At 71.2% G+C, this 12,550-nt stretch carries 14 protein-coding genes; 9 read left to right on the top strand and 5 right to left on the bottom strand.

Annotation, left to right across the window (positions count from 1 at the left end):
• Window positions 1-7 precede the first annotated feature (7 nt).
• The 7 genes from ACWEV3_RS30725 to ACWEV3_RS30755 all read left to right on the top strand — a co-directional run bounded on the left by ACWEV3_RS30725 (window position 8) and on the right by ACWEV3_RS30755 (window position 6,040).
• A complete protein-coding gene (locus ACWEV3_RS30725) occupies window positions 8-1,519 on the top strand; it encodes a class I adenylate-forming enzyme family protein (RefSeq protein WP_452617215.1) in 1,512 nt (503 codons plus the stop codon).
• The gene (locus ACWEV3_RS30730) at window positions 1,516-2,235 is read left to right on the top strand and encodes a GntR family transcriptional regulator (protein ID WP_452617216.1); all 720 of its coding nucleotides are present in this window, start codon (window positions 1,516-1,518) and stop codon (window positions 2,233-2,235) included. Before ACWEV3_RS30725 ends, ACWEV3_RS30730 begins: the two co-directional genes overlap by 4 nt.
• Window positions 2,232-3,023 carry an ABC transporter permease gene (locus tag ACWEV3_RS30735; protein ID WP_452617217.1) on the top strand — a complete coding sequence of 264 codons (792 nt, stop codon included), beginning with the start codon at window positions 2,232-2,234 and terminating at the stop codon, window positions 3,021-3,023. The genes ACWEV3_RS30730 and ACWEV3_RS30735 overlap by 4 nt, the downstream gene beginning before the upstream one ends.
• Window positions 3,020-3,787: an ABC transporter permease gene (locus tag ACWEV3_RS30740; RefSeq protein ID WP_452617218.1), complete on the top strand. Its 768-nt coding sequence runs from the start codon at window positions 3,020-3,022 to the stop codon at window positions 3,785-3,787. Before ACWEV3_RS30735 ends, ACWEV3_RS30740 begins: the two co-directional genes overlap by 4 nt.
• A 34-nt stretch (window positions 3,788-3,821) precedes the next feature.
• Window positions 3,822-4,607, top strand: a complete 786-nt coding sequence (locus ACWEV3_RS30745; protein ID WP_452617219.1) for an ABC transporter ATP-binding protein — start codon at window positions 3,822-3,824, stop codon at window positions 4,605-4,607.
• A 13-nt stretch (window positions 4,608-4,620) separates the two neighbouring features.
• Window positions 4,621-5,598, top strand: a complete 978-nt coding sequence (locus ACWEV3_RS30750; protein ID WP_452617220.1) for an ABC transporter substrate-binding protein — start codon at window positions 4,621-4,623, stop codon at window positions 5,596-5,598.
• Window positions 5,599-5,836: 238 nt separating this feature from the next.
• Window positions 5,837-6,040, top strand: a complete 204-nt coding sequence (locus ACWEV3_RS30755) for a cold-shock protein (RefSeq protein ID WP_010692713.1) — start codon at window positions 5,837-5,839, stop codon at window positions 6,038-6,040.
• A 92-nt stretch (window positions 6,041-6,132) separates the two neighbouring features.
• Here the strand turns inward: ACWEV3_RS30755 and ACWEV3_RS30760 are convergent, their stop codons facing one another.
• The 4 genes from ACWEV3_RS30760 to ACWEV3_RS30775 all read right to left on the bottom strand — a co-directional run bounded on the left by ACWEV3_RS30760 (window position 6,133) and on the right by ACWEV3_RS30775 (window position 9,614).
• Window positions 6,133-7,563: an MFS transporter gene (locus tag ACWEV3_RS30760; protein ID WP_452617221.1), complete on the bottom strand. Its 1,431-nt coding sequence runs from the start codon at window positions 7,561-7,563 to the stop codon at window positions 6,133-6,135.
• 23 nt (window positions 7,564-7,586) lie between these two features.
• The gene (locus ACWEV3_RS30765; protein ID WP_452617222.1) at window positions 7,587-8,042 is read right to left on the bottom strand and encodes a MarR family winged helix-turn-helix transcriptional regulator; all 456 of its coding nucleotides are present in this window, start codon (window positions 8,040-8,042) and stop codon (window positions 7,587-7,589) included.
• A 26-nt stretch (window positions 8,043-8,068) separates the two neighbouring features.
• Entirely contained in the window at window positions 8,069-8,617 is a 549-nt protein-coding gene (locus ACWEV3_RS30770; protein ID WP_452617223.1) for an FABP family protein, read from the bottom strand.
• A 70-nt stretch (window positions 8,618-8,687) separates the two neighbouring features.
• Window positions 8,688-9,614, bottom strand: coding sequence for a TetR/AcrR family transcriptional regulator C-terminal domain-containing protein (locus ACWEV3_RS30775; protein WP_452617224.1), 927 nt, complete (start codon window positions 9,612-9,614; stop codon window positions 8,688-8,690).
• 179 nt (window positions 9,615-9,793) lie between these two features.
• Between ACWEV3_RS30775 and ACWEV3_RS30780 the strand changes: the two genes are divergently transcribed.
• Window positions 9,794-10,369, top strand: coding sequence for a GNAT family N-acetyltransferase (locus tag ACWEV3_RS30780; RefSeq protein ID WP_452617225.1), 576 nt, complete (start codon window positions 9,794-9,796; stop codon window positions 10,367-10,369).
• A gap of 1 nt (window position 10,370) precedes the next feature.
• On the top strand, window positions 10,371-11,531 hold the full coding sequence (locus ACWEV3_RS30785) for a C45 family autoproteolytic acyltransferase/hydolase (protein ID WP_452617226.1): 1,161 nt from the start codon (window positions 10,371-10,373) through the stop codon (window positions 11,529-11,531).
• A gap of 2 nt (window positions 11,532-11,533) precedes the next feature.
• Here the strand turns inward: ACWEV3_RS30785 and ACWEV3_RS30790 are convergent, their stop codons facing one another.
• Window positions 11,534-12,469, bottom strand: a complete 936-nt coding sequence (locus ACWEV3_RS30790; RefSeq protein WP_452617227.1) for a LysR family transcriptional regulator — start codon at window positions 12,467-12,469, stop codon at window positions 11,534-11,536.
• Window positions 12,470-12,550: the final 81 nt, after the last annotated feature.

Raw genomic sequence — 12,550 nt, forward strand, 5'->3', positions numbered from 1 at the left:
GAAGAGCATGAGCAACTTCGACTACCGCAACCAGGGCGACGTCGTCACCGCGGACCGACCGGACGCGCCGGCCATCATCGCCGTGACCGGATCCGGCGCCCGCCGGCTGACCTACCGCGAGTTCGACGCGGCCGTCGACGCGGTCGCCGCCTGGACCTCGGGCCAGGGCCTGAGCCGCGGCGATGCGGTGGGCATCATCGGCGAGAACACCCCGGAGTGGCTGGTGGCGTTCTACGCCTTGCAGCGCGCCGGGTTCGTGCCGGTGCCGGTCAGCTACAAGCTGCCCAGCGACGGCGTCGCGTACGTGCTGGAGAACGCCGGTGCGAAGGCGGTTTTCGCCGATGCGCGCGGCGGCGAGCTCGTCGCGGGCAGCGGCGTCCGGGTGTGGGAGCTCGACGGACTGATCGAGCGGACGCCCCGCGGCGATGGGAAGTTCGCCTCGGTCGTGCCCGATCCCGAAGATCCGGCGATGATCCTCTACACCTCGGGTTCCACGGGCCGCCCGAAGGGCGTCGTGCTCTCCCAGCGCAGCCACCTGTGGGTGCTGGGCCTGCGGGCGAGCACGCCCGGCCCCGCCGACGCCCGTTACCTGGTCGCCGCGCCGCTGTACCACATGAACGCCCTGGCCAACTGCCAGCAGGCGTTCGGCGTCGGCGCGACCGTGGTGCTGCTGCCCAAGTTCTCCGCGCGGCAGTTCCTCCAGGCAGTGGGGGAGCACCGGGTGACCCGGGTGACCGGCGTTCCGCCGATGTTCGCGCTGCTGCTCCGCGAGGACGACCTCGTGGCCACCGCGGACACCAGCAGCGTCATCGACGTGTTCATGGGCTCCGCGCCCGCATCGCAGGCGCTGTTCCACGACGTCCGCGTCCTGTTCCCGCGCGCCGACCTGCACTTCGGCTACGGGACGACGGAATCCGGCCCGGTGGCCTTCACCGATCACCCGGGCGGCCTGCCCACTCCCGACGGCTCGGTCGGCGTGGCCGACCCCGACGTCGAGCTGCGGCTGGTGGATTCCGCCGGCGCGACCGCCGCCGGCGAGGGCGTGCTGGAAATCCGCTGCCCGGCGTTGATGACCGGCTACCATCGGCGACCCGACCTGCCCAGCCCGGTGACCGCGGACGGCTTCTACCACACCAAGGACGTCTTCCGCGTCGACGAGAACGGGTTCCACTTCTTCACCGGCCGCGAGGACGACATGTTCACCAGCGGCGGCGAGAACGTCTACCCGGCGGCGGTGGAGGAGATCCTCGAATCGCACCCGGCCGTCCGCCAGGCCGCGGTGATCGGGGTGCCCGACGAGATCAAGGGCCACAAGCCGGTCGCGTTCGTCAGCCTCCGCCCGTCCGCCCAGGCCGGCCCCGACGAGCTGCGGAAGCACGTGCTGGACAACGCCGAGCCGTACGCGCACCCGCGCCAGGTCTGGATCGTCGACGAGCTGCCGCTGTCGTCGACCAACAAGATCGACCGCAACGTGCTCGCGCGCCGCGCGGCGGAACTGCTCGGAGGTGCGGCGACGTGAGCACCGCCGACGCGGCCGCCGAGCAGTACGCGAACCTCCGCAGGCTGATCCTGGAGCAGCAGCTCAAACCGGGCACCGTGCTGCTGGAAACCGCGCTGGCGGCCCGTTTCGGCGTGTCCCGCACGCCGGTCCGGGAGGCGCTGGCGCGACTGGCCCAGGAAGGCCTGATCACCAAGCAGAAGCGCGGCTACGTCGTGGACGAGCTGAGCCCGGAGGAGATCATCGAGGTCTTCGACGTGCGCATCCTGCTGGAGTGCGCCGCCGTGGAGAAGGCCGCCACCGACTGCGACGACTTCCGGCTCGCCCACCTCGAACAGCTCACCGAGCAGCTCGACGAGCTCATCGCGGCGCTGCGGACCGCGATCGACGCCGGCGACACCGCGACGCAGGCCGCCACCGGCGAGGCGATCCTCGCCGCGAACGTGCGCTGGCACGAGGCGCTGCGCGCCGGCAGCCGCAACCGGACGCTGATCCGGATGATCAACCAGCTGATGGACGTGCAGAAGATCTACAACCCGCTGATGAAGGTCCAGGACCTGGCGGAGATCTCCAAGGGCCAGCAGCAGCACCACGAACTGGTGGCCGCGCTGCGCGACCGCGACCCGGCCCGGGCCCGCGAGATCATGGCCGACCACCTCACCAGGGTGCGGCAGATCCGGGTGGCCGAGTTCGCCCGCAGCCTGCATTCCGCGGAACAGCGCGGGAGCTCGTCATGACCGCCGTGCACACCGCCCGGCCCACCCGGCCGGGCCGGCAGCTGGCGGCGGGCACCGTCGTCGCCCTGCTGGTGCTGGAGGAGGTCCTCACCCGCACCGGCGTGCTCCCGGCGGACTACTTCCCGCCGGTCAGCCAGATCGTCGCGGCGCTGCTGCCGGAACTGGCCGGGGCGCAGCTGTGGCTCCAGCTCGGCCAGACGCTGCAGGGCTGGTTCGTGGCGCTGGTGCTGGCGACCGTCCTGGCGGTCCCGCTCGGGCTGCTGCTGGGCACGGTGTGGTGGGTGCGGGCCCTGACCCGGCCGGTCGTGGAGTTCCTCCGCCCGGTCCCGTCGGTGGCGCTGATCCCGCTGGTCGTGCTCGCGCTGGGCACCGGCAAGCAGAGCGAGCTGTTCCTGGCCACGTTCGCGGCGTTCTGGCAGCTGCTGGTGGCCACGACGGCGGGCGCGGGAGCGGTCGACCAGGTCACCGCGGAAACCGCCCGCTGCTACGGGCTGACCAGGTCGCAGACCCTGCGCTGGGTGGCGCTGCCCTCGGCGCTGCCGTACCTGATGACCGGTGTCCGGGTCGCCTCGGCGACCTCGCTGATCCTGGTCGTCACGGCCGAGATCATCATCGGCGTGCCGGGCCTGGGCGCGCAGATCAGCCTCAGCCGCGCCGGCGGCTCGCCGGACCTGATGTACGCGTACATCATCGTCACCGGCCTGCTCGGCTGGCTGATCAACATCGCGCTGTCCGCGGGGGAGCGGCGAGTGCTGCACTGGGACGCGGCGAATCGGGGCCCGCGATGAACCGACGAGTCCTGTCCGCACTGCTCGGCGTGGTCGGCGCCGTCGCCACCGTGGCGATCTGGTGGCTGGCCACCGAGAACTCCGCCAGCGTCTACTTCCCGCCGTTGAGCCGGATCCTGGACACCGCTCAGGAGCACTGGCTGTCCGCCGAGGGCCGCGCCGACATCGCCTCCAGCATCGGCAACCTGCTGTCCGGTCTGGTCATCGGCGTCGTCGTGGGCATCGTGGTCGGCGTGGCGCTCGGCCAGGTCCCGCTGCTGCACCGGGCGCTGTCGCCGAGCATCGAGTTCGTCCGCGCCATCCCGGCGACCGCGCTGCTGCCGTTCGCGATGATGCTGTTCGGGCTGGGCACCGAGATGAAGGTGTTCCTGATCGCGCTGGGCTGCGTGTGGCCGGTGCTGCTCAACGCGCTGGACGGTACGCGTTCGCTGGAGCCGACGCTGCGCGACACCGCCAGCGTCTACGGCATCACCGGCGTGCGCCGGCAGCTGAACATCGTGCTGCCCGCGGCCGCGCCGCGTATCGCCAGCGGCATCCGGGTCGCCATCCCGCTGAGCCTGATCCTGACGGTCACCAGCGAGATGGTCGGCAGCCACCAGGGCATCGGGTTCGTCATCGTCGACGCGCAGAACACCTTCCGCATCACCGACATGTGGTCCGGGGTGCTGCTGCTCGGCGTCCTCGGCTTCGCCCTGACCTGGCTGTTCGGCGTGGCCGAGAAACTGCTCCTGCCCTGGGAGAAACGCGCGGAGCGGGCGCGATGAGGCGCACTCCACTTCGGACACCGGTGAGGATGACATGCTCGAAGTAACCAACATCGCAAAGGAATTCCCCACCCGCACCGGAACCGCGCGGGTCGTCGACGACGTCACCTTCACGGTCGGCGAGCGGGAGTTCTTCACCATCGTCGGCCCGTCCGGCGCGGGCAAGACGACCGTGCTGCGCTGCCTCACCGGGCTGGCCAAGCCCACGGAGGGCACCGTGCGGTTCAACGGCAGGGAGGTCGTGGGCCCGCCGCCGGAATTCGCGGTGGTGTTCCAGGACTACGCCCGCTCGCTGATGGCGTGGTTCACCGTGCGGCGCAACGTCGAACTGCCGCTGCGCAACCTCGGGCTGTCCGCCGCCGAGCGGCGCGAGCGCGTCGACACCGCGCTCGCGCAGGTCGGGCTTTCCGCGGCGGGCTCGAAGTACCCGTGGCAGCTCTCCGGCGGCATGCAGCAGCGGGTGGCGATCGCCCGCGCGATCGCGTACCGGCCGCAGGTGCTGATCATGGACGAGCCGTTCGCCTCGGTCGACGCGCAGACCCGCGCCGACCTGGAAGACCTCCTGCTGCGGGTGCGCGACGAGACGGACCTGGCGCTGGTGTTCGTCACCCACGACGTGGACGAGGCGGTCTACCTCAGCGACCGGGTGGCGATCCTGAGCCGCTCGCCCAGCCGGATCGACGAGATCGTGCCGATCGACCTGCCCGCGCAGCGGGACCAGATCGGCACCAAGGAACTGCCGGAATTCGCCCGCCTGCGGGCACACGTGTTCAGCCGGATCAGGGCGATGGTCAACACCGAGCCCGCGTCCGCGCATTAGGTTGGAGGAGAAAATGCGGGGAATCCCCAGGGTCTTCGCGGCGCTGGTCGCGCTGTTCGCGGTGGCGGCGCTGGCCGCCTGCGGCGGGCCGGAGCTCACCAAGACCGCAGACGGGCGCACCGCGCTGCGGGTCGGCATCATCCCGACCATCGACGCCGCGCCGCTGTACCTCGGCGTCAGCGAAGGCATCTTCGCCAAGCACGGGCTCGACGTGACGGTGCACGTCGCCGACAGCGGGGCCGCGCTGATCCCGGCGACGGTGAAGCAGGAGAACCAGATCGGCTACGCCAACGTGATCAGCGACTTCCAGGCCGCCGAGCAGGGGCTGGACATCAAGCTGGTGCACAACTGCTGCGGCTCCGGCGCGGACCCGGCCAAGGACGTCTCCCAGGTGCTGGTCAAGCCGGACGGCCCGATCCGCGCCGTCGGCGACCTGGCGCACGCCAACATCGCGGTCAACTCGCTGCACAACATCGGCGAGGTGAGCATCAAGATGGCGCTGGAGAAGCGCGGCGTGGACGTCTCCGGCATCCGGTTCACGCCGATGCCGTTCTCGGACATGAACGACGCGCTCAAGCGCGGCGACGTGGACGCGATCTGGCAGGTCGAGCCGAACGTGCAGGCCGCCCTCGCCGCCGGGTTCACCCCGCTGATCTCGAACTTTGTCGAGGCCCGCCCGGAGGCGACGCTGGGCTACTACCTCACCAGCGGCGCGTTCGCGAAGCAGAACCCGCAGGTGGTCCAGGCGTTCTCGGACGCCATGGACGAGGCGAACCGGTTCGCCACCGAGCACCCGGACAAGGCGCGCGAGGCGGTGGTGACCAACCTGAGGTTCAACCCGGAGATCGTCTCGACGGCGAACCTGCCCACCTACCCGCAGGGGCTCGACCGCGCCAGCGCCGCGGAGTACGCCACCTACGCGGTCAAGTACGGGGCCATCGAGAAGGCGCCTGACCTGGACGGACTCTTCTGGGCGGGGCCCGCGAACTGATCATGCGGGCGACGGCGACACGCCCGGGAAAACCAACCCGACACGAACCCCGCCGACCGTGTAGTGTCTACGGCGGTCGTATTTTTCTGGGGTCGTGTTCGCGCACACTCGCAGGATAGTGATGCGAGCGTGCTGCTATCTGGTTGTAGCTGGAGAAGTCGCCGTTCGAGATCAGCGACCCAGGCGGTTACGAAGTGTGAGCGCCTGTAGTAGTACCGGCTCCCAGAAGGAGAGAGACATGGCACAGGGAACCGTGAAGTGGTTCAACTCGGAAAAGGGCTTCGGCTTCATCGCGCCTGACGACGGCGGTGCGGACGTCTTCGTCCACTACTCGGCGATCGACGCGCGCGGTTTCCGCAGCCTCGACGAGGACCAGAAGGTCACCTACGAGGTCACCCAGGGCCCGAAGGGCCCGCAGGCCAGCGACGTTCGCATCGTCTGAGTTCGGGTGATCCGGCCGGTACCGGATTCCGGGCCGGCCCCTGAGCTGCACGGAGGCCCCGCACCCCACCGGGTGCGGGGCCTCCGTCCTTTTCAAGCGCGCCGGCGGCGGAGCAGCCCGAGCAGCGAGGCGACGAGCAGGAAGCCCGCGAGGATCGCGACCGCCAGGCCCATCCGGTGCAGCCCGGCGTCATCCGCGTGCACGCCGAGCACCAGCGCAAGTAGCGCAGCGGCGAGGTTCGCGCCGACGTACTGCGAGGTGCGGTAGAGCCCGGACGCCGCGCCCATCCGCTCCGCCGGGGTGGCCGTGTACATCGCGCTCTGGTTGCCCATGTTGTTGAACCCGTTGGGCAGCCCCAGCATCGCGGAGATCACCAGCAGCAGCAGGATCGGCGAGTCCGCGTCCGGCACGGTCAGCAGCAGCCCGCCGACGCACAGCGCGGCGGTTCCGACGATCAGGGCCGTGCGCGGTCCGCGGCGGCGTTGCAGCCGGGTCGCCAGCATCGTCGACACGGCGCCGACGGCGGCGATCGGCAGCACCACCAGCCCGGCGCCGACCGGGCCCAGCCCCCGGGTTTCCTCCAGCCACTGCGGCAGGCCGTAGAACACGCAGTAGAACGCCGTGTAGGTCACGATCGTCCGGCCGTAGGTGAACGACAGCCCGCGCCGCGCCAGCAGGCGCATGTCCAGGAACGGATCGCGGGCGCGCAGGCCCCACCAGACCGTCAGCGCGGCGGCCGGGACCGCGACGCCCAGCCACCACCACGCCGGCGTCGCGGTCAGCGACAGCAACCAGAACATCAGCGCCGTGATCGAGACCGCGAACAGCAGCATGCCGACCGGGTCGACCTGGGCGAGGGCCTTCAGCCGGCCGCCGCCCCGCACGGGCGGATCCGCCGGGCCCCACCGCATGATCACCGCGCCGCCGATCAGCGCCAGCGGCACGTTGATCCAGAACACCCCGGCCCAGCCGAAGCCGCCGACGAGCAGCCCGCCGAGGGAGGGGCCGAGCGCGGCGGTGACCTGCGAGCAGATGGCGAGCGCGGCCAGCGCGTTGCCCGGGCGGGAGCGCAGCTGGTCGGCGGCGCGGCGGATCATCGCGACGCCGCACGGGTACTGGGCCGCCGTGCCGATGCCGATCAGGACGCGGCAGACCACCAGCGCCGCGATGTTCGGCGCGAACGGGGCCGCCACCGAGGTGATGCCGACCAGGACGAGCCCGGCGAGGCTGGTGCGGCGCGGGCCGAGCACGTCGGCGATCCGGCCCATCGCCGGGGCGGCGACGGCGGTGGCCAGGTAGAGCGCGGAGACCAGCCAGGTCACCGAGGTGCCCGCGTCGAAGTGGGAGCGGATGCCGACCAGGGCGACCGCGATCATCGACGAGTTGAGCGGCTGCAGGATGGTGCCGAAGGCGATCGGGGTGATGAACCTGCCCGGTAATTCCGGTTCGGGCTTCTCGGACTGCGGCAGATCTTCAGTCTTGCTGTCTTTTTGTGCGGATGGTTCGGGTGTGGTTCGCGGCATCGGTCATCTCGCTCGGAGCTGGGTCAGGAATCGGCGAGGCGGTCCAGCAGCCTGGCGGAGAGCACCAGCAACTCCCGCTCGACATCGGTGAGACCGGTCATGGCCTGGGCCAGCCACGCCTCGCGCCGGCTCCGGTCCTGCAGGACCTGGTGGCGGCCGGCCTCGGTGATCCGGACGATGGCGGCCCGCCGATCGGCCGGATCGGTGTCGCGCTCGGCCAGCCCGGCATCGATCAAGTGCTGCACGATCCGGGCCATGGACTGCGGGGTGACCCGCTCGGCGGTGGCCAGCGCGCTTGCGGTCGCCGGACCGTCGCGCTCCAGGCGGCCCAGCACCGCCAAGCGCCCCAGGGTCAGCTCGCCGGACTCGCGCTCGGCGCGCAGCCGCCGCGCCAGGCGCATCACGCCCATCCGGACCTCGGTGGCCGCCGCGGCGATCCCGGCGGTGTCGTCGTCGGCGGCGGGATCGTCATGGGTCATGTATTCAGCATAGCTGTGCTTCTCGGTCAGAGGCGCTGCAGCCGGGCTGTGACGTGAGGTGTCATCGGCAGGCCGACCATGGCGCGGCTCTCGGCGTAGCGGAGCGCGCCGTCGGCGTCGAGCGCATAACTGCGCTGCGCGGCCTCGACGTCCTTCGCGGTTGCGGCGCGGACGACGGTGTCGGTGGCGAGTTCCCAGCGCTGCGGGCTCGCGGTGCCGTAGAACAGTTCCAGGATTCCGGTGCAGTGGCTGATCAGCAGCTCCAGGTTCCCGTCGGGTTGCGGCCGCCACCAGCCGGTTTCCCACGCCGCCGGCCGCAGGACGTTGCCCTCGGCGTCGAGCAGCCAGGCTCGCGCCTCGTGGCGCAGGAACGGCCGCCCGTCGTGGGCGATCGTGACCTGCTGCCCGAACCGGTACGGCCCCTCGATGCTCGGGTAGTCGACTTCGCCGGCCCCGCGCCACACGCCGACCAGGTCCTGCAGCGGCGCGCACGCGCCGTGCAGCGGCGGCCCGCTGCGCAGGTCCGTGGTCTCGGCCGGGATGGGCAGCGGAGCGTGCTCACTGGAAGAACCCATGCGGGCAGGGTAGCGGCACGATCAACGCAGGCTCGTCGTCCACTGTGGAATCCGCGGCCGGCCCGATTCGCTAGGGCCGGCGGGCCGGGGCGGTGCCGCGCTCCAGGCGGGCCTGCAGGCCGTCGAGGTTGCGGGTCAGCGCGTGCTCGAAGAGGCCGTCGATGTCGTCGACGACCTCGCTGTTCAAGTCTGCGAGCATGGGGAACCGCCCGGTCGCGTACAGCGCCTTCACCTGGTCGTCCAGCGACCGCCACCACTGCTCGGCGCCGACCCCGGTCGCCTCCTCGGCCTCGGCCTCGGATTCCCGGGACAGCGCGAGGCCGCGCACCATCGACGGCAGCGTCAGCGCCTCGCGGGCGATCTCGTCCGGGTCCAGTCCGAGGCCGTCGAGGGCCCGCAGGGTCCATTCGGTGTGCGCCATCGCCTCCGGCACCAGCTGCGGGCGCGTCATGGACACCGCGCTCGCCAGCCAGGGATGCCGCAGGTAGAGCTCCCACTGCGTCCGGCACACGAGTTCGAGCTTCGCCCGCCAGCCGGGCGGGCCCGGTTCCGGCAGCGGCCGTTCGAGGAACGCGACGCGCATCATCTCGCGCACCAGCTCGTCCTTGCTCGCCACGTGCCGGTAGAGCGACATCGGGCCGACCCCCAGCTCGGCCGCGATCCGGCGCATGGACACCGCTTTCGTCCCCTCGGTGTCGGCCGCCGCCACCGCGACGGCGACGATCCGCTGCAGGGTCAGCGGCGGTTCGGCCGGGCGATCCGGTGGTGGCTTCGGCGGTGCGCTGACGACCGTGCCCGCGCCGCGCCGTGCTTCGACCAGTCCTTCGCGGCGGAGCTCGGCGAGCGCCTTCGTGGCGGTGGCCATGGCCACGCCCCATTCGCGGGTGATCGAGCGGGTGGACGGCACGCGGTCGCCGGGGCGCAGTTCGCCGCGTGCGATGCGATCGCGGATCGCCGAAACGATCCGCAGGTACGGGGGCTCGGTCCCTCTGGTCATCGGCACCTCCGACGACATCGTAATCGTACTAGTGCACTAGGTTGACTAACTAGTGCACTTCGTCCGAGCAGTTCTAGAAACGCGTTTATTTGTAGGAAAATTGATCCGGTTCGAGCGTTGGTCATCGGCGTCATATACGGTGTACCCAAGATTGAGTACGGCGTATTTCGGAGGACTTGATGCACGATCCCGAAGTCGTCGTCGGCGCGCTCGTTGCGGCGTTCGACGACGACCCGTTGACGAGCTGGCTGTTCCCCGACGCCGAAGATCGGCGAGCGGCCCTGCCCCACGTCTTCGGCCCCGCGGTCGCGGCGGCGATCGAAGCGGAGGAGCTCGCCGTGGCCGGTGATGGCTCGGCGGTGGCGGTCTGGCTGCCGCCGGCGGACCACGATGCGGAGATCGGCGGCGACCGCGAGCTCCCGGCCGCGTTCCTGCCGCACCTCGAACGACTGGAGATCTTCAACAGGCTGGTGCTGGCGCGGCATCCGCGCGGGCGCGCGCACCTGTACCTCCCGTTCCTGGGCGTCCGGCCGCATCGGCGTGGCGAGGGGCTGGGGTCCGCGCTGCTGGCCGACCGGCTGGCCCGAGCCGACGCCGAAGGCGTGCCCGCGTACCTGGAGGCGAGTTCGCCCCGCAATCGGCCGCTGTACGAACGCCACGGCTTCCGGGAGCTGGGGGAGCCGGTCGTGCTGCCCGGCGGGCCGACGGTGTGGCCGATGTGGCGGGACCCGAAGACCGATGGAGAGGAGAACTGACATGAGCGTGACGAGCGAGATCATCGCCGGCGGCGACGACGACTTCATGACGGTGCGGAAGGTGACCGCGGCGGGCGGCCAGCGGGAGATAGGCCGCGCGCTGGCCGCCGAGGCCGCCGCTACCTTCGGCTGGGCGCCGGTCCTGGCCGACCCGGTGGTGAACCGGGCACGACGCACCTGGTTCGAGCGGAACTGGCCGCAGCACCACGAGCGGATGCGCGGCGCGGCCGAGGCGGCCGGCGTCGACCCGGACGACGACCGGGTGTGCCTCGACGGACTGACCGGCGTGCCGAGCGGATCGGCCTGCTCGGTGACCTACCTCCGGCCGTCCGCGACGAAGGAGGGGCACGGGCTCTTCGGTCGCAACTACGACTTCTTCACCACCAGCGCGGAGGAGATCTTCGCGGCGCTCGGCGGGCCCGAACCGGCCGGGCCGCGACCGCCGATGGCATCCAGGCCGTACGTGCTCAACAGCATCCCGGACGCCGGCCCGACCACGACGGTGCTCACCATGAACGAGCTCGACGGCTGCATGGAGGGCATCAACGAGCACGGGCTCGCGGTGGCCCTGCTGATCGCCGACGCGGAGAACACCACGCCGCCGGTCGAGGCGGGCCCGCAAGTCGGGATCTCCTCGGCGCAGCTGCCCAGGTTCGTGCTGGACACCTGCGCCACGGCGGACGAGGCGAAGCAGGCGCTGCTCGGCGCCAAGCAGTACGACCTGGGCGTGCCGCTGCACTACCTGATCGCCGATGCGGCGGGCAACGCGTTCATCTGGGAACGCGGCGACGCCGGCATCGAGCACATCATCGACATCGACGGCGACGCCCTGTGCCTCACCAACCACCTGGTGCACAAGCAGCAGGCGGGAGAACTGCCGCCGGACAACGAGGAAACGCTGCGGACCTACGGGCGGTACCGGACGCTGGTCGACCGCACCGGCGGCTCGGTGATGTCCGGGGAGCTGCTGCGCGCGACCCTCGACGAGATCGGTTTCGACGCCACCAACGCCGGGCACTACCCCGTCCGGACGCTCTGGCGCACGGTGTTCGACCTCGACGAGCGCACCATGTCGACGCGGTTCTACCTCGGTGACACCGCGACCGGCGGCCTGCGGCACAGCGCCGAGCTGACCTTCGGCCCCGGCCTGCTGGCGGGCTGACCTCAGCCCCGCGCCGCCGGCCCTTCGGTGTCCGATGTGGACGGTTCGCGGCGCAGGGTGTCGCGGACGAGGTCGCGCAGCCAGTCCGTGCCCGGCGCGGGAATGGCCCGCCGGTACGTGTAGAGCGCGACCTCGACCGTGGGGATCTCGAACGGCAGCTCGAAGGTCCGCACCCGCGAGGAGCGGGTGAACAGGCCCGCGACGCCGCTGGGCACCGCCGAGAGGTAGCGGGTGCGGGGGAGCAGCTCGGGCAGCACCGCGAAGTGCGGCACCCGCGCCGCGACCTCGCGGCGGTGCCCGAGCCTGGTCAGCTCCTGGTCCGCGTCGACGTGCCCGGCGGCCGGGTCCACCACGATGTGCCGTTCCCGCAGGTACTCGTCCAGGGTGGGGCGCTCGCCGATGCGCGGGTGATCGCGGGCGATCAGCCCGACGTAGCGCTCCTGGAACAACCCGTCGCGGCGCAGGTCTGGCGCGTCGATGCGCGGCGTGCAGATGACGGCGTCGGTGCGCCCCTGGCGGAGCTGCTGCGGCGCGGCGGCCATGTCCAGGGGCGTGACCTCGACGGTGCAGCGCGGCGCCTGCTCCTCCAGCCGGGCCAGGATCGGCGGCAGCAGGCTGATCTCGCCCAGGTCGGTCGCGCAGATCCGGAAGGTGCGCACCGACGTGGCCGGGTCGAACCGGCCCGCCCCGGACACCGTCTCGTCGATCACCTCCAGCGCCTGCTGCAGGCGCGGGTACATCCGCTCCGCGATCTCGGTCGGCGCGAGGCCGTCGGGGGAGCGGGCGAACAGCTCGTCGGCGAACTGGCGCCGCAGCCGACGCAGCGCGTGGCTCACCGACGGCTGCGTGATGAACAAGGCCTCGGCGGTCTTCGTCACGCTGCGGGTCTCGTAGAGCAGCACGAAGGTGCGCATCAGGTTCAGGTCCACGTCGACCACGCGGTGAGAATAAATCCGGTCTATGCCGGGATCAACAGCATTCATTAGGACTATGACCACTGCTTGCCTAGGGTGGCGGGC

It is taken from the genome of Saccharopolyspora sp. NPDC003752, assembly GCF_053605825.1.

Bases quoted from the DNA above. Each gene is read 5' to 3' on its own strand.
- ACWEV3_RS30725 (WP_452617215.1), top strand. From the start codon at position 8: ATGAGCAACTTCGACTACCGCAACCAGGGCGACGTCGTCACCGCGGAC.
- ACWEV3_RS30735 (WP_452617217.1), top strand. From the start codon at position 2,232: ATGACCGCCGTGCACACCGCCCGGCCCACCCGGCCGGGCCGGCAGCTG.
- ACWEV3_RS30740 (WP_452617218.1), top strand. From the start codon at position 3,020: ATGAACCGACGAGTCCTGTCCGCACTGCTCGGCGTGGTCGGCGCCGTC.
- ACWEV3_RS30745 (WP_452617219.1), top strand. From the start codon at position 3,822: ATGCTCGAAGTAACCAACATCGCAAAGGAATTCCCCACCCGCACCGGA.
- ACWEV3_RS30750 (WP_452617220.1), top strand. From the start codon at position 4,621: ATGCGGGGAATCCCCAGGGTCTTCGCGGCGCTGGTCGCGCTGTTCGCG.
- ACWEV3_RS30755 (WP_010692713.1), top strand. From the start codon at position 5,837: ATGGCACAGGGAACCGTGAAGTGGTTCAACTCGGAAAAGGGCTTCGGC.
- ACWEV3_RS30760 (WP_452617221.1), bottom strand. From the start codon at position 7,563: ATGCCGCGAACCACACCCGAACCATCCGCACAAAAAGACAGCAAGACT.
- ACWEV3_RS30765 (WP_452617222.1), bottom strand. From the start codon at position 8,042: ATGACCCATGACGATCCCGCCGCCGACGACGACACCGCCGGGATCGCC.
- ACWEV3_RS30770 (WP_452617223.1), bottom strand. From the start codon at position 8,617: ATGGGTTCTTCCAGTGAGCACGCTCCGCTGCCCATCCCGGCCGAGACC.
- ACWEV3_RS30775 (WP_452617224.1), bottom strand. From the start codon at position 9,614: ATGACCAGAGGGACCGAGCCCCCGTACCTGCGGATCGTTTCGGCGATC.
- ACWEV3_RS30780 (WP_452617225.1), top strand. From the start codon at position 9,794: ATGCACGATCCCGAAGTCGTCGTCGGCGCGCTCGTTGCGGCGTTCGAC.
- ACWEV3_RS30785 (WP_452617226.1), top strand. From the start codon at position 10,371: ATGAGCGTGACGAGCGAGATCATCGCCGGCGGCGACGACGACTTCATG.